Source organism: Pseudomonas sp. HMWF021 (assembly GCF_003061005.1).
Taxonomy (GTDB): Bacteria; Pseudomonadota; Gammaproteobacteria; order Pseudomonadales; family Pseudomonadaceae; genus Aquipseudomonas.
Genome location: NZ_QAIK01000088.1, coordinates 4,049 through 20,195, shown reverse-complemented (window position 1 = coordinate 20,195; position 16,147 = coordinate 4,049). Strand labels below are relative to the sequence as shown.

Here is a 16,147-nt window from a genome sequence, read left to right as displayed (position 1 = left end):
GTGGCCACCTGCACTTCGGTTCGCTGGTCGCCGCCCTCGCCTCTTATCTCGACGCGCGCGCGGTCGGCGGGCGCTGGCTGGTGCGCATGGAAGATCTTGATCCGCCCCGGGAAGAACCCGGCGCGCAGGCGGCGATCCTCAAGGCGCTGGAAAGCTACGGCTTCGAGTGGGACGGCGAGATGGTGCGCCAGAGTGACCGGCACGACGCCTACGCCGAAGTCCTCAACAGTCTGTTCAATCACGGCCTCGCTTATGCGTGCACCTGTTCGCGCAAACAGCTGGAGCCGTACCACGGGATTTATCCGGGACTGTGCCGCAATGCCGGGCATGACCAGCAAGACGCGGCCATCCGCCTGCGTGTGCCGGAGCTGGAATACCACTTCATCGACCGCGTACAGGGCGAATTTCGCCAGCATCTGGGGCGTGATGTCGGCGATTTCGTGATTCGTCGCCGCGACGGCCTGTACGCCTATCAGCTGGCGGTGGTGCTAGATGACGCCTGGCAAGGCATCACCGACATCGTGCGCGGCGCCGACCTGCTCGACTCCACCCCGCGCCAGCTCTACCTGCAGGAGCTGCTGGGCTTGCGTCAGCCACGCTACCTGCACCTGCCGCTGATCACGCAACCGGACGGCAACAAGCTCGGCAAATCCTACCGCTCGCCACCGCTTGAAGCCGATCAGGCCACCCCGTTGCTGCTGCGAGCCCTGCGTGCGTTGGGGCAAAACCCCGGCGCCGAACTGGCGCATGCCACCCCGCAGGAATTGCTCAAATGGGGCGCAGCCCACTGGGATGCGACAAAGATCCCGCGCACACTGACCCTGCCTGAAGCGCAACTGCAATGACGGCACTTGCAGTGGCGCGCCCATCCGTTACCATCGCCGCACGTTTTCGGGCACGCGCATAAAAAAGAGAGGCCGGGATGTACATCTATCGCTTGGTCCTGCTTCTGGTCGTGGGAATCTATCTGTTTTCGCCAGCCATCATGGATTGGTGGATCGACGCCACGGGCGCCTGGTATCGGCCGTATCTGCTCTGGTTGATCCTGATTGTCGTGACCTTCATCCTGCAGAGCCAAAAAGATGCCGATGAGCTTTAGCCTGACCCAGATGATCCTGATCAGCGCCGCGTACCTGGCGGTGCTGTTCGGCGTTGCCTGGATCAGTGAACGGGGCATGATCCCGCGGGCGATCATTCGCCACCCGCTGACCTATACCCTATCGCTGGGGGTCTACGCCAGTGCCTGGGCGTTCTATGGCACGGTGGGCCTGGCCTATCAGTATGGCTACGGCTTTCTCTCCAGTTATCTCGGGGTGTCTGGAGCGTTTTTGCTGGCACCGGTGCTGCTGTACCCGATCCTGAAAATCACTCGCACTTATCAACTGTCGTCGCTGGCGGACCTGTTCGCTTTCCGCTTTCGCAGCACCTGGGCCGGTGCGCTGACCACGATTTTCATGCTGATCGGCGTATTGCCGCTGCTGGCGTTGCAGATTCAGGCGGTGGCCGACTCGATTGGCATCCTCACCGGCGAGCCGATCCAGAGCCGGGTCGCGCTGGCGTTCTGTGCGCTGATCATCCTGTTCACGATTTTCTTCGGCTCCCGGCATATCGCCACCCGCGAGAAACATGAAGGGCTGGTGTTCGCGATTGCCTTCGAGTCGGTGATCAAGTTGATCGCCCTCGGTGGCGTCGGCCTCTATGCGTTGTACGGCGTGTTCGACGGCCCGCAGCAACTCGAGCTATGGCTGCTGCAGAACCAGACCGCCCTCGCCGCCCTGCACACACCGCTGCAGGAAGGGCCGTGGCGCACGCTGTTGCTGGTGTTCTTCGCCTCGGCGATCGTGATGCCGCACATGTATCACATGACGTTTACCGAAAATCTCAATCCGCGCTCGCTGGTCAGCGCCAGCTGGGGTCTGCCGCTGTTTTTGCTGCTGATGAGCCTGGCGGTGCCGCTGATTCTCTGGGCCGGCCTGAAACTCGGCGCCACCACCGATCCGGAATACTTCACCCTCGGCATCGGCATTGCCGCCAACAGCAAGCCGCTGGCCTTGCTGGCCTACGTCGGCGGATTGTCGGCGGCCAGTGGCCTGATCATCGTCACCACCCTGGCGCTGTCGGGCATGGCCCTGAACCATCTGGTGCTGCCGCTCTATCAGCCCCCGGCCGAAGGCAACATCTACCGCTGGCTGAAGTGGACGCGCCGGGCGCTGATCGTCGCGATCATCATGGCCGGCTTCGGCTTCTATCTGCTGCTCGGTGCCGGACAGGATCTGGCCAACCTCGGTATTGTCGCGTTCGTCGCCACCCTGCAATTCCTGCCTGGGGTGCTCTCGGTGCTGTACTGGCCGACCGCCAACCGTCGCGGCTTTATCGCCGGTCTGCTGGCGGGGATTCTGGTGTGGGTGGTGACCATGCTGCTGCCGCTGGTCGGCAATCTGCAGGGCTTTTACATCCCTCTGCTGAACATGATTTACGTGCTGGACGACACCAGTTGGCACATGGCGGCCATCGCCTCACTGGCGGCCAACGTACTGATGTTCACCCTGATCTCGCTGTTCACCAACGCCAGCCCGGAAGAAGCCAGTGCCGCCGAAGCCTGCGCGGTGGATAACGTGCGTCGCCCGCAACGCCGCGAACTGCACGCTGCCTCGCCTCAGGAGTTCGCCACGCAACTGGCCAAACCGCTGGGCGCCAAGGCTGCGCAAAAGGAAGTGGAACAAGCGCTGCGTGACCTCTATCTGCCATTCGACGAACGCCGCCCCTACGCGCTCCGCCGCCTGCGCGACCGTATCGAAGCCAACCTCTCCGGCCTGATGGGCCCGAGTGTCGCGCAGGACATGGTTGAAACTTTCCTGCCGTACAAGGCTGGCGGCGAAAACTACGTCACCGAAGATATCCACTTCATCGAAAGCCGCCTCGAGGATTACCACTCGCGCCTCACCGGGCTGGCCGCCGAACTTGACGCCCTGCGCCGCTACCACCGCCAGACCTTGCAGGAATTGCCGATGGGCGTCTGCTCGCTGGCCAAGGATCAGGAGATCCTGATGTGGAACAAGGCCATGGAAGAACTCACTGGCATCGCCGCGCAACGCGTGGTCGGTTCGCGCCTGAGCACCATCGCCGATCCGTGGAAGCAATTGCTGCAAGGCTTCATCAACCTGCCCGACGAACATTTGCACAAGCAGCACCTGGCCCTCGACGGCCAGACCCGCTGGCTCAATCTGCACAAAGCGGCGATCGACGAACCGCTGGCGCCGGGCAACAGCGGCCTGGTGCTGCTGGTGGAAGACCTGACCGAAACGCAGATGCTTGAAGACAAACTGGTGCACTCCGAGCGCCTGGCAAGCATCGGCCGACTGGCGGCGGGCGTGGCCCATGAAATCGGCAACCCGATCACCGGTATCGCCTGTCTGGCGCAGAACCTGCGCGAAGAGCGCGAAGAAGACGGTGAACTGACGGAAATCAGCGGGCAGATCCTCGAACAGACCAAACGCGTGTCACGCATCGTGCAGTCGCTGATGAGCTTCGCCCACGCCGGCAGCCATCAGCACAGCGACGAGCCCGTTTGTCTGGCGGAAGTGGCGCAGGACGCCATCGGCCTGCTGGCGCTGAACCGGCGCAATTTCGAAGTGCAGTTCTACAACCTGTGCGATCCGGATCACTGGGTCGAAGGCGATCCCCAGCGGCTCGCCCAGGTGCTGATCAATCTGCTCTCCAACGCCCGTGATGCCTCGCCTGCGGGCAGCGCGGTACGGGTCAAGAGCGAAGCCGGCGAACACACGGTCGATCTGATCGTCGAGGACGAAGGCAGTGGCATTCCGCAGAACATCATGGACCGATTGTTCGAACCTTTCTTCACCACCAAGGATCCTGGCGAAGGCACCGGTCTGGGCCTTGCACTGGTCTATTCCATCGTTGAAGAGCATTATGGACAAATCACCATCGACAGCCCGGCTGATGTACAGAGCCAGCGCGGCACCCGTATCCGGGTGACCTTACCGCGCCATGTCGAAGCGACGTCCGCTGTGAACTGAGACCGTCGAGAGTATCGAATCAATGCCGCACATTTTGATCGTCGAAGACGAAACCATTATCCGCTCCGCCTTGCGCCGCCTGCTGGAACGCAACCAGTACCAGGTCAGCGAAGCCGGTTCAGTGCAGGAAGCACAAGAACGCTTCAGTATTCCCACATTCGATCTGATCGTCAGCGACCTGCGCCTGCCTGGCGCCCCGGGCACCGAGCTGATCAAGCTCGGCCAGGGCAAGCCGGTGCTGATCATGACCAGCTATGCCAGCCTGCGCTCGGCGGTCGACTCGATGAAGATGGGCGCGGTGGACTACATCGCCAAGCCTTTCGATCACGATGAAATGCTCCAGGCCGTCGCGCGGATCCTGCGTGATCATCAGTCGGCGCCTGCCACTGGCGAAGCGGTTGCCGGCAAACCGGCCAATGGCAGCGGCAAATCGTCCGTCGACAACAGCAACGGCGAGATTGGCATCATTGGCTCGTGCCCACCGATGCAGGATCTGTACAGCAAGATCCGCAAAGTCGCGCCAACCGATTCCAATGTCCTGATCCAGGGTGAGTCCGGCACCGGTAAAGAGCTGGTAGCCCGCGCCCTGCACAACCTGTCCAAGCGCGCCAAGGCCCCGATGATTTCGGTGAACTGCGCGGCCATCCCGGAAAGCCTGATCGAGTCCGAACTGTTCGGCCACGAAAAAGGCGCGTTCACTGGCGCCAGCGCCGGGCGTGCCGGGCTGGTGGAAGCGGCGGACGGTGGCACGCTGTTCCTCGACGAGATCGGCGAACTGCCGCTGGAAGCCCAGGCCCGTTTGCTGCGCGTGCTGCAGGAAGGCGAGATTCGCCGGGTGGGTTCGGTGCAGTCGCAAAAGGTCGATGTGCGCCTGATCGCCGCGACCCACCGCGACCTCAAGAGCCTGGCGAAAATCGGCCAGTTCCGTGAAGACCTTTATTACCGCCTGCACGTGATTGCCCTGAAACTGCCGGCCCTGCGCGAGCGTGGCGCCGACGTCAACGAAATCGCCAATGCATTCCTCGCCCGCCAGAGTGCACGCATCAACCGTACCGACCTGAAATTTGCCGCCGATGCCGAACAGGCCATCCGGCACTATTCCTGGCCGGGTAACGTACGTGAGCTGGAAAACGCTGTGGAGCGCGCAGTGATCCTGAGCGAAAGCCCGGAAATCTCCGCCGACCTGCTGGGCATCGACATCGAGCTGAGCGACCTGGAAGACGACGAGTTCATCGGTTTGCCCGCGCAAACCGCAGGCAACACCAGTAACAGCAGCCACGAGCCGACCGAAGACCTGTCGTTGGAAGATTACTTCCAGCACTTCGTCCTCGAGCATCAGGATCACATGACCGAAACCGAACTGGCGCGCAAACTGGGCGTCAGCCGCAAGTGCCTGTGGGAACGCCGTCAGCGTCTGGGCATTCCACGGCGCAAGACCGGGGTCGCCAGCGAGAGCTGAACGTTACCTGTCGAGTGCGGGTAACGCTTGAAGATGTGAAAAAACTGTTACCTCAGTCCTTTCACGTAACAGAAGCCGGGGTTATCGGTAACGAAACCCCGGCTTTTTTTCGCTCCGAGAAAACGGTTATATCGACCTAACCCCTTGTTTTATTGGGCTTCGCAAAAGTTGGCACGGCACCTGCTATATGTTTGGTACAAGAACAATAACAAGCAATGCACAAGACAATAAAAATAAGACGAATCGACTCACGCACAATAAAAACAAGACGGCGAGAGGCGCAGCTAACTGATTCTTTTGGAGAGGCGTTGTATTTGGGGCTAGCCCCACGACCAGGCCGAGAACAACAAAAACTGTCCTAAGACAGAGCCTGTACTGGTTGGATCGAGAGATCACTGCAATTCAGCGACCAAAGCAATCCGTTTGCTCTTGGCTCCCGATTGGGAGGGTCACGAAGGAAAGCTTCGTGGCGAGGGCACTCAACAAAAACAAGAAGCCCGAATCAATAATAAAAAGAGCACGCAACTACTTCTTGGGGAGCTTCGGCTCCCCTTGTAGTTTCTCCCGCCCGCCAAAATCCCCCTGTTTTTCCTTGCCCAACCCTTGCAGCTTGCGGCTTACAGCTCAAATCTGCCGCGTCCTACACCATCCCCCGACTAAATGCTAGAATCTGCGCCCATCATGCGGTCATTCTTTGGTATGGCCGAACATTCCTTCAAACAGTGCATCCCATGCTGAAGAAGCTGTTCCAGTCATTCCGAACACCCGTGCGTCGTACGCAACACATCCGCAGCACCCCTGAAGTGCTCAACAGCGGCCAACATTCGCTGCAAAAGGGGCAATTCAGCCGCTATGCGGTCAATATCGTCGAACGCCTGCAAGGTGCCGGTTACCAGGCGTATCTGGTCGGCGGTTGCGTGCGAGACATGCTCCTGGGCATTACACCCAAGGATTTCGACGTCGCCACCAGCGCCACCCCCGAGCAGGTCCGTGCCGAATTCCGCAATGCGCGGATCATCGGGCGCCGCTTCAAACTGGTGCATATCCATTTCGGTCGCGAAATCATCGAAGTCGCGACCTTCCGCGCCAATCACCCGGTCAATGAAGACGACGAAGACAGTAACCAGTCTTCGCGCAACGAGAGCGGGCGGATTCTGCGCGACAACGTTTACGGCACCCTGGAAGAAGACGCGCAACGCCGCGACTTCACCATCAACGCCCTGTATTACGATCCGGTCAGCGAGCGCATTCTCGATTACGCCAACGGCGTACACGACATCCGCAATCACCTGATTCGCCTGATCGGCGATCCGAAGCAGCGTTACCAGGAAGACCCGGTACGGATGCTGCGCGCCGTGCGTTTCGCCGCCAAGCTCAATTTCGGCATCGAGAAGCACACCGTGCAGCCGATCCGCGATCTGGCGCCGATGCTGCGCGAGATCCCGTCGGCCCGTCTGTTCGAGGAAGTGCTCAAGCTGTTCCTCTCCGGCCACGGCGCGATCACTTTCGAGATGCTGGTCGATCTGCAACTATTCGCCCCGCTGTTCCCGGCCAGTGCCGACGCACTCGAACACAACCCGGAATACACCCACACGCTGATCAGCGAAGCGCTGACCAACACCGACCTGCGCATCAAGCAGAACAAACCGGTGACCCCGGCCTTCCTGTTTGCCGCACTGCTGTGGCCTGCCCTGCCGGCCCGCGTGTTGCGTCTGCAGGAACGTGGCATGCCGCCGATCCCGGCGATGCAGGAAGCCGCCCACGAGCTGATCGCCGAGCAGTGCCAGCGCATCGCTATACCAAAGCGCTTCACCATGCCGATCCGCGAGATCTGGGACATGCAGGAACGTCTGCCACGCCGCAGCGGCAAACGTGCCGACCTGCTACTGGACAATCCACGTTTCCGCGCCGGTTACGACTTCCTGCTGTTGCGTGAAAGCGCTGGCGAGCAGACCGATGGCCTGGGCGAATGGTGGACGGATTATCAGGACGCCAACGACAGCGAACGTCGCGACATGATCCGCGACCTCAGCGGCAAGGGCGATGACGCCAGCGGCGCACCGCGCAAACGTCGCCGCAGCAGCGGTTCCAAGCGCAAACGCGCCGGGGCGCCGAGCGCATCGGGCGAATAAGCTATGGAGCGCATCTATATCGGCCTGGGCAGCAACCTCGCTGACCCGACCGAGCAATTGCGCAACGCGCTCAACGCGTTGGGGCAATTGCCGCAAACCGCCCTGGCCGGAGTTTCGGCGTTCTATCAGAGCGACTCGCTGCTGCCGGGGCAACCGCGTTACACCAACGCAGTGGCCGCCCTCGACAGCGACCTCGCGCCGCTGGAGCTGCTCGATGCGCTGCAAGCCATCGAAAACGATCAGGGTCGCGAACGCCTCGAACGCTGGGGCCCGCGCACGCTGGATCTGGACATTCTGTTGTTCGGTGATCGCCTGATCGACGAATTGCGTCTGAAAGTCCCGCACTACCAGATTCAGGAACGCGCGTTCGTGCTCTATCCCCTGGCCGAACTCGCCCCACAGGATTTGCGTCTCGCCGACGGCCGCGCCCTCGCCGATCTGCTCGCCGCCTGCCCGTTCGTCGGCCTCGAACGCCTTCCCCACGCCTGACAAAAATCCCCTGTAGGAGCTGCCGGAGGCTGCGATCTTTTGATCTTGATCCTGTTTCTGAAAACCAGGATCAAAAGATCGCAGCCTTCGGCAGCTCCTACACAAAGAGCGTGCGGCATTGCCATTTTTGTCGGACAAAAACGCCCCGATCAAGCCCTGCCGCAGCGCTGAATCGCATCAGTAACGCCGGTAACACTCCCCTCGTAACAATGCGGTAACACACGCAATTGACTTCCTAGGTTCTCCTCACGACTATAGGCGTCCCGCTGCCGCCAACCCGGCACATACGGGCGCAATCCAGGCCTTATAAGCACGACAAAAGAGCGTGCGCCTGAGTAGACGAAGAATCACGCGCGTTACTCGCAGTAGTTTCCAGAGCGCCTGAACGAGGATTTTTTACATGCCAGCCATCACCCTGACCACGCTCCAGAGCCTCAAGCAGAAAGGTGAAAAGATCACCATGCTGACCTGCTATGACGCGACCTTCGCCCACGCCTGCAACGAGGCCGGTGTCGAAGTGCTGCTGGTGGGCGACTCCCTCGGCATGGTTCTGCAAGGGCACGACAGCACCTTGCCGGTCACCACCGCAGAAATGGCCTATCACACCGCGTGCGTCAAACGCGGCAACACCGACGCCCTGATCCTGGCCGACCTGCCCTTCATGGCCAACGCCACCATCGAGCAGACCCTGACCAACAGCGCCACGCTGATGCAGGCCGGCGCACACATGGTCAAGGTCGAAGGTCAGCTGTGGCTGGCAGAGTCGATTCGCCTGCTGGCCGAACGCGGTGTGCCGGTCTGTGCGCACATGGGCCTGACCCCGCAAGCGGTGAACATTCTTGGCGGCTATAAAGTGCAGGGCCGCAACGAGAACCAGGCGCGGCAGATGCGCGCCGACGCGATTTCGCTGGAACAGGCCGGTGCGGCCATGCTGCTGCTCGAATGCGTACCCAGCGAACTGGCTGCGGAAATCAGCCAGGCCGTGAAGATTCCGGTTATCGGTATCGGCGCCGGCAGCGACACCGACGGCCAGGTGCTGGTGCTGCACGACATGCTCGGTCTGTCGATCACTGGCCGCGTGCCAAAATTCGTCAAGAACTTCATGCAGGGTCAGGACAGCATCCAGTCCGCACTGAAGGCTTACGTCAACGAAGTCAAAGGCGTTACTTTCCCTGGGATCGAACACGGATTCTCTGCATGAACACCGTCAAAACCGTACGTGAATTGCGCGCAGCCGTAGCGCGCGCCCGCAGTGAAGGCAAGCGCATCGGCTTCGTGCCGACCATGGGCAACCTGCACAGCGGCCATATCGCACTGGTCACCAAAGCCACCCAGCGCGTGGACTTCGTGGTCGCGAGCATTTTCGTCAACCCGCTGCAGTTCGGCGCCGGCGAAGACCTCGACAAATACCCGCGCACCCTCGCGGCGGATCAGGAAAAACTGCTGCAGGCCGGTTGCCATTTGCTGTTCGCCCCGACCGTTGAAGAAATGTACCCCGACGGCATGGCCGGGCAGACCCGGGTCAGCGTGCCGCAACTGTCCGAAGGCCTGTGCGGCGCCAGCCGTCCGGGGCATTTCGAAGGTGTGGCCACGGTGGTCAGCAAGCTGTTCAACATGGTCCAGCCGGACCTGGCGATCTTCGGCCAGAAGGACTTCCAGCAACTGGCGGTGATCCGCGCGCTGGTGCATGACCTGAACATGCCGATCCAGATCATCGGCGAACCGACCGTACGCGCCGCCGATGGCCTGGCGCTGTCGTCGCGCAACGGCTTCCTCAGTGAAGAACAGCGTGCGCTGGCGCCGGTGGTCTATCGCACCCTGAGCGCGATTGCCGAGTCGATCAAGCAAGGCGAGCGCGACTACCCGGCATTGATCAGCGCACAGCTGCAGCAACTGGAAGGTGCCGGCCTGCGCCCGGATTATCTGGAAATCCGCCACGCCCTGACCTTGCGACCGGCGACGGCTGAAGACCGTGATCTGGTGATTCTGGTGGCCGCATTCCTCGGCACCACCCGGTTGATCGACAACCTGCACCTGAATCTCGATACCCCAGTCTAAAAATACCGCAATACTCCTGTAGGAGTGAGCCTGCTCGCGATGAGGCCCTGACTTTCAACATCATCGTTGAATGACAGTGCGCTATCGCGAGCAGGCTCACTCCTACAGTGTTTTTCAGCGCCTGGAAAATAGCATTTCCAGCCATATTGCCGTTCCCAAAGCCTTCGGACACACTGCGCGCCGTCCGATTGCGGGCAGGCCAATGCCCTGCTCCCCTCCCGTTCGTCGGCTTGCCGCCGGGATGGATGTTAAAAAAGTACAGGGAACAGGTCAGAAGAAGCCAAGACAGATCGCAGCGCGAGGTTTACTGTATTCGCCCTGCGTTGAAAAATCGTGTCGACGCATTTGACCCTCGCCCAAACATGGCGTATCGGTCTGTTCTGTGTTCAAAAGGCCGTTCAAGTAAAAAGGAAAACCGCAGCGATGGCGTACTACCGCACTCCTCAAGACGTTACCGCTCTGCCTGCCTGGCAAGCGTTGAAAGATCACCGCCAAGCCATGCAGGATTTCAGCATGCGCGAAGCCTTCAACGCCGATCCGCAGCGCTTCAATCAATTCACGCTCAGCAGCTGCGGACTGTTTCTCGACTATTCGAAGAACCTGATCAACGCCGAGACCCGCAACCTGCTGGTGGGCCTGGCCAATGAAGTCGATCTCAAAGGCGCGATCAAAGCGCTGTTCGACGGCGAAATCGTCAACGCCTCCGAGGGCCGCCCGGCACTGCACACTGCCCTGCGCCGTCCAGTGGGCGACAAGCTGTCGGTCAACGGCGTCAACGTGATGCCGGAAGTGCACAAGGTGCTGAACCAGATCACCGATCTGGTCGGCCGCATCCACGACGGCCTTTGGCGCGGTTACACCGAGAAGCCGATCACCGATGTGGTCAACATCGGCATCGGTGGCTCGTTCCTCGGCCCGGAGCTGGTCTCCGAAGCGCTGTTGTCCTACGCGCAGAAAGGCGTGCGTTGCCACTACCTGGCGAACATCGACGGCAGTGAGTTCCACGAGTTGACGCAAAAGCTGCGCGCCGAAACCACACTGTTCATCGTTTCGTCGAAATCCTTCAACACCCTCGAAACCCTGAAGAACGCCCAGGCCGCCCGCGCCTGGTATCTGGCTCAAGGTGGTTCGGAAGCCGAGCTGTATCGCCACTTCATCGCGGTATCGAGCAACAACGCCGCGGCGGTCGCGTTCGGCATCCGTGAAGAAAACATCTTCCCGATGTGGGACTGGGTCGGCGGTCGTTACTCGCTGTGGTCGGCCATCGGTCTGCCGATCGCCCTGGCCATCGGCATGTCCAACTTCAAGGAACTGCTGTCCGGTGCCTACACCATGGACCAGCATTTCCAGAGCGCGCCGTTCGAACAGAACATGCCAGTGCTGCTGGCCCTGCTCGGCGTCTGGTACGGCAACTTCTGGGGCGCGCAAAGCCACGCGATCCTGCCGTACGACCACTATCTGCGCAACATCACCAAGCACTTGCAACAGCTGGACATGGAATCCAACGGCAAGAGCGTGCGCCAGGACGGCACCTCGGTGTCCACCGATACCGGCCCGGTGATCTGGGGCGGCGTCGGCTGCAACGGTCAACACGCCTATCACCAGTTGCTGCACCAGGGCACCCAACTGATCCCGGCCGACTTCATCGTGCCGATCGTCAGCTTCAATCCGGTCTCCGATCACCATCAGTGGCTGTACGCCAACTGCCTGTCGCAAAGCCAGGCGCTGATGCTCGGCAAGACTCTGGCCGAAGCTGAAACCGAATTGCGCGACAAGGGCATGAGCGAAGAGCAGGTGCACAAACTCGCACCGCACAAGGTGATCCCGGGCAACCGTCCGAGCAACACCATTGTGGTCGAGCGCATCAGCCCGCGTCGTCTCGGCGCGCTGGTCGCCATGTACGAGCACAAAGTGTTCGTGCAGAGCGTGGTCTGGGGCATCAACGCCTTCGACCAATGGGGCGTGGAGCTGGGCAAGGAGCTGGGCAAAGGCGTTTACAACCGCCTGGTCGGCAGCGATGAAACCAGCGCTGACGACGCCTCCACCCAGGGCCTGATCAACTACTTCCGCGGTCGTCACCGCGGGTGATAGGCTGAAGGGGCGGTTTGCCTGCCCCTACAGCTTGCAACATCGACAGTTCCACGGCACCGGGCAATCGCAGAATCGGTGGCGTACGCGACCTTTGTAGGAGCTGCCGAAGGCTGCGATCTTTTGACCTTGAAGATCAAGATCAAAAGATCGCAGCCTTCGGCAGCTCTTACAGAGTCCGTGTAGCTCCCCTCTTGTCTTACAACAAGAATAAGGAACCGTCATGTTCGATATCAGCACGTTCCCCAAAGCCGATGCCGTCCGCCGGGCTGCGCAGTTGAGTCAGGACGATTACAGACGCCTGTACCGCGAATCCATTGAACATCCCAGCGCCTTCTGGGCCGAGCAGGCCACACGCTTCCTCGACTGGAGCACCCCGTGGCAGTCCGTTCAGCGCTACGACCTGAAAACCGGTGAAGCGGCCTGGTTTACCGGGGCGAAACTGAATGTCAGCTACAACTGCATAGACCGCCATCTCGCACAGCGCGGCGAGCAGACCGCGATTCTCTGGGAAGGCGACGACCCTGCCGAATCGGCGCAGATCACCTACAAAAAACTCCACCATCACGTCTGCCGCCTGGCCAATGTGCTGAAAAGCCGTGGCGTGAAAAAAGGCGACCGGGTGTGCATCTACATGCCGATGATCCCCGAGGCGGCCTACGCCATGCTCGCCTGCGCGCGGATCGGCGCGATTCATTCGGTGGTGTTCGGCGGTTTCTCCCCGGACTCCTTGCGCGATCGCATCCTCGACGCCGACTGCCGCACGGTGATCACCGCCGATGAAGGCGTGCGCGGTGGCAAGTTCGTCCCGCTCAAGCACAACGTCGACAAGGCGCTGCAAAGTTGCCCGGATGTCAGCACCGTCATCGTCGTCGAACGCACTCAGGGTAAGGTCGATTGGGTCGAGGGCCGCGACCTCTGGTATCACCAGGCCGTGCGCGACGTCAGCGATGATTGCCCGCCGGAGCCGATGGACGCCGAGGATCCGCTGTTCATCCTCTACACCTCCGGCAGCACCGGCAAACCCAAAGGCGTACTGCACACCACCGGCGGCTACTTGCTGCAAGCGGCGATGACTTTCAAATACGTGCTCGATTACCGCGACGGCGAAGTGTTCTGGTGCACCGCCGACGTCGGCTGGGTCACCGGCCACAGCTACATCGTCTATGGCCCGCTGGCCAACGGCGCGACCACGCTGATCTTCGAAGGCGTGCCGAGTTATCCGAGCACTTCGCGCTTCTGGCAGGTGATCGACAAACACCATGTCAACATCTTCTACACCGCGCCCACCGCCCTGCGTGCGCTGATGCGCGAAGGTGCCGGGCCGTTGCAGGAAACGTCGCGCAAAAGCCTCAGATTGCTCGGCAGTGTCGGTGAGCCGATCAACCCGGAAGCGTGGGAATGGTATTTCAATGTGGTCGGCGAACAGCGCTGCCCGATTGTCGATACCTGGTGGCAGACCGAGACCGGCGGCATCATGCTCAGCCCGCTGGTGAGTGCGCAGCGCATCAAACCGGGTTGCGCGACGCAGCCGATGTTCGGCGTGCAACCGGTGCTGCTCGATGAACACGGCAAGGAGATCAAAGGCGTCGGCAGCGGCGTGCTGGCGATCAAATCCAGTTGGCCGGCGCAGATCCGCAGCGTCTACGGCGACCCGCAACGGATGGTCGACACCTACTTCAAGCCCTACCCCGGCTACTACTTCACCGGTGACGGCGCTCGCCGCGACGAGGACGGCGACTACTGGATCACCGGGCGCATCGACGACGTGATCAACGTCTCCGGCCACCGCATCGGCACCGCCGAGGTGGAAAGTGCGCTGGTGCTGCACGACAGCATCGCCGAGGCCGCCGTGGTCGGTTATCCGCACGACGTCAAAGGCCAGGGCATTTACGCCTTCGTCACCCCCATGAACGGCTTCGAGCCGAGCGATGAGCTGAAGAAGGAACTGCTGGCCCACGTCAGCAAGGAGATCGGCAGCTTTGCCAAACCGGACCTGATCCAATGGGCGCCGGCCTTGCCGAAAACCCGCTCGGGCAAGATCATGCGGCGCATCTTGCGCAAGATCGCCTGCAACGAACTCGACAGCCTCGGTGACACCTCGACCCTGGCCGATCCGAGCGTGGTGCAGGGTTTGATCGACAAGCGCCTCAATCAGTAACATCCGTGGCGCGGTCACCCGGCCGCGCCCGTTCATCACCAATGAGTTGTCATGGAATTCATCCGCAGCCGTATCGAAAACCAACTCATGAGCCTGACCGGTCTGTCCCTCGGTCAGCTAGACCTGGAAAACCCCAAGGGCGATCCCGGGCTGTTCGGCCCCGACTCGATCAGTTGGCAAGTGCACGGCGACTTCAGCAGCATGCTGATCGGCGGCATCAGCGCCTTGTTGCTGCAAGCCCTGCATCCGCTGGCGCTGGCCGGGGTCTGGGACCATTCGAATTTTCGTCAGGACATGCTCGGCCGCTTGCGCCGCACCAGCCAGTTTGTTTCCGGCACCACCTTCGGCTCGCGCAAGGACGCCGAATGGCTGATCGACAAAGTGCGCACTATTCACCTGCAAGTGGTCGGCACCGCGCCGGATGGCCGGCCTTATGCGGCCAGCGATCCGGACCTGCTGACGTGGGTGCATGTGGCCGAGGTCAGTCACTTTCTTGCCGCGCATCTGCGTTACCGCAACCCGCATTTGTCGGGGGCGGATCAGGATCGTTACTACGCGGAAATCGCCGTGATCGCCGAGCGCCTGGGTGCGCGGGAGGTGCCGAAATCGCGGCAGGCCGTGGCCGATTATCTGCAACGCATGCGCCCGCAGTTGCTCTGTGATGAGCGCAGCCGTGAAGTCCTGCACCTGCTGCTCGACGCCCCGGCACCGAGTGTTCTGGCACGACCCTTTGGCGACCTGATGATGAAGGCCGGCATCGATCTGCTGCCGGATTGGGCCAGCGACATGTTCGGTGTCCGCCAGAACCCGCTGCAACGCCAGTTGATTCGCGCCAGCGTCAAGCGCAGCGCGCCGATGCTGCGCTGGGCGATGCGCAATGGTTCGGTGCAGCGCGCCAAACGCCGGATGGGTCTGCTGACCTAAAAGCTTCGCGAGCAGGCTCACTCCTACAAGAGACTTTCTGCGCAACACTGATCCCTTGTAGGAGTGAGCCTGCTCGCGATGGAAGCACCTCGGTTACCCGCCAAACTGCTAAACTCCCGCGCCTCAATTCTCACCAGCAAGGCGCACGCATGTCTTCCTTGAATCAGGCGCTGCGCGCCGCCCTCGATAAACGCCAGGACCTGCTCGCTAAGCTGCACAGCCAGGGCACCGATTGCTATCGGCTGTTCCACGGCAGCCAGGAAGGTGCCGGAGGGCTGACCGTCGACCGCTACGGCCCGCAGTTGCTGGTGCAAAGCTTTCATCAGACCCTGGAACGTGACGACCTGCTGCAACTGCACGCCATGGTCAATCAGGCGCTGGGCTTTGACACCCTGCTGGTCTACAACGACCGCTCCCGGGGCAACTCGCGCATCGATCGCGAAGACAGCGTTTACAAAGCCGATGACGCCGCGCTGGCGGATCTGGTCGGTCACGAATGGGGCTTGAACTATCGCGTGCGCGGGCGGCATGCCGGGCAGGATCCGCTGCTGTTTCTCGACCTGCGCAACACGCGCGGCTGGGTCAAGGATCACGCCAAGGGCAAAAGTGTGCTCAACCTCTTTGCCTACACCTGTGGCGTCGGCCTGAGTGCCGCTGCCGGCGGTGCGCGCGAAGTGTGCAATCTGGATTTCGCTGAAGGCAATCTGGCGGTCGGCCGGGAAAACGGTCAGCTCAACCCGCAATTGCCCGAGATGCAATTTATCCAGTCTGATTACTTCCCCGCGATCCGCCAGCTCGC

12 protein-coding genes are annotated in these 16,147 nt (G+C 61.3%); all 12 read left to right on the top strand.

All coding sequences use genetic code 11. The features are described 5' to 3' along the window. On the top strand, nucleotides 1-845 hold an 845-nt coding region (gluQRS, locus tag DBR18_RS11985), incomplete at its 5' end, for a tRNA glutamyl-Q(34) synthetase GluQRS (protein WP_108590470.1). A gap of 77 nt (nucleotides 846-922) precedes the next feature. Beyond that, on the top strand, nucleotides 923-1,099 hold the full coding sequence (locus tag DBR18_RS11980; protein ID WP_003176118.1) for a hypothetical protein: 177 nt from the start codon (nucleotides 923-925) through the stop codon (nucleotides 1,097-1,099). Next, nucleotides 1,083-4,037 carry a sensor histidine kinase gene (locus tag DBR18_RS11975; RefSeq protein WP_177482374.1) on the top strand — a complete coding sequence of 985 codons (2,955 nt, stop codon included), beginning with the start codon at nucleotides 1,083-1,085 and terminating at the stop codon, nucleotides 4,035-4,037. Before DBR18_RS11980 ends, DBR18_RS11975 begins: the two co-directional genes overlap by 17 nt. A gap of 22 nt (nucleotides 4,038-4,059) precedes the next feature. Continuing rightward, nucleotides 4,060-5,496 (top strand): sigma-54 dependent transcriptional regulator, encoded by a 1,437-nt coding sequence (locus DBR18_RS11970; protein WP_108590468.1) that lies wholly within the window; start codon nucleotides 4,060-4,062, stop codon nucleotides 5,494-5,496. A gap of 731 nt (nucleotides 5,497-6,227) precedes the next feature. Beyond that, a complete protein-coding gene (locus DBR18_RS11960) occupies nucleotides 6,228-7,628 on the top strand; it encodes a polynucleotide adenylyltransferase PcnB (RefSeq protein ID WP_108590466.1) in 1,401 nt (466 codons plus the stop codon). A 3-nt stretch (nucleotides 7,629-7,631) separates the two neighbouring features. Next, nucleotides 7,632-8,117 carry a 2-amino-4-hydroxy-6-hydroxymethyldihydropteridine diphosphokinase gene (folK, locus tag DBR18_RS11955; RefSeq protein WP_108590465.1) on the top strand — a complete coding sequence of 162 codons (486 nt, stop codon included), beginning with the start codon at nucleotides 7,632-7,634 and terminating at the stop codon, nucleotides 8,115-8,117. Nucleotides 8,118-8,517: 400 nt separating this feature from the next. Continuing rightward, complete coding sequence (gene panB / locus DBR18_RS11950; RefSeq protein ID WP_108590464.1) at nucleotides 8,518-9,318, top strand: 3-methyl-2-oxobutanoate hydroxymethyltransferase; 801 nt, start codon at nucleotides 8,518-8,520, stop codon at nucleotides 9,316-9,318. Next, on the top strand, nucleotides 9,315-10,175 hold the full coding sequence (gene panC / locus DBR18_RS11945; RefSeq protein ID WP_108590463.1) for a pantoate--beta-alanine ligase: 861 nt from the start codon (nucleotides 9,315-9,317) through the stop codon (nucleotides 10,173-10,175). The genes panB and panC overlap by 4 nt, the downstream gene beginning before the upstream one ends. A 423-nt stretch (nucleotides 10,176-10,598) precedes the next feature. Continuing rightward, on the top strand, nucleotides 10,599-12,263 hold the full coding sequence (gene pgi, locus DBR18_RS11940) for a glucose-6-phosphate isomerase (protein WP_108590462.1): 1,665 nt from the start codon (nucleotides 10,599-10,601) through the stop codon (nucleotides 12,261-12,263). Nucleotides 12,264-12,486: 223 nt separating this feature from the next. Further along, complete coding sequence (acs, locus tag DBR18_RS11930; RefSeq protein ID WP_108590461.1) at nucleotides 12,487-14,424, top strand: acetate--CoA ligase; 1,938 nt, start codon at nucleotides 12,487-12,489, stop codon at nucleotides 14,422-14,424. Between the two features lie 51 nt (nucleotides 14,425-14,475). Further along, the gene (locus DBR18_RS11925; RefSeq protein ID WP_108590460.1) at nucleotides 14,476-15,348 is read left to right on the top strand and encodes an oxygenase MpaB family protein; all 873 of its coding nucleotides are present in this window, start codon (nucleotides 14,476-14,478) and stop codon (nucleotides 15,346-15,348) included. Between the two features lie 149 nt (nucleotides 15,349-15,497). Next, nucleotides 15,498-16,147, top strand: a 650-nt coding sequence (locus DBR18_RS11920; protein ID WP_256588685.1) for a class I SAM-dependent methyltransferase, incomplete at its 3' end; no start/stop codon positions are given.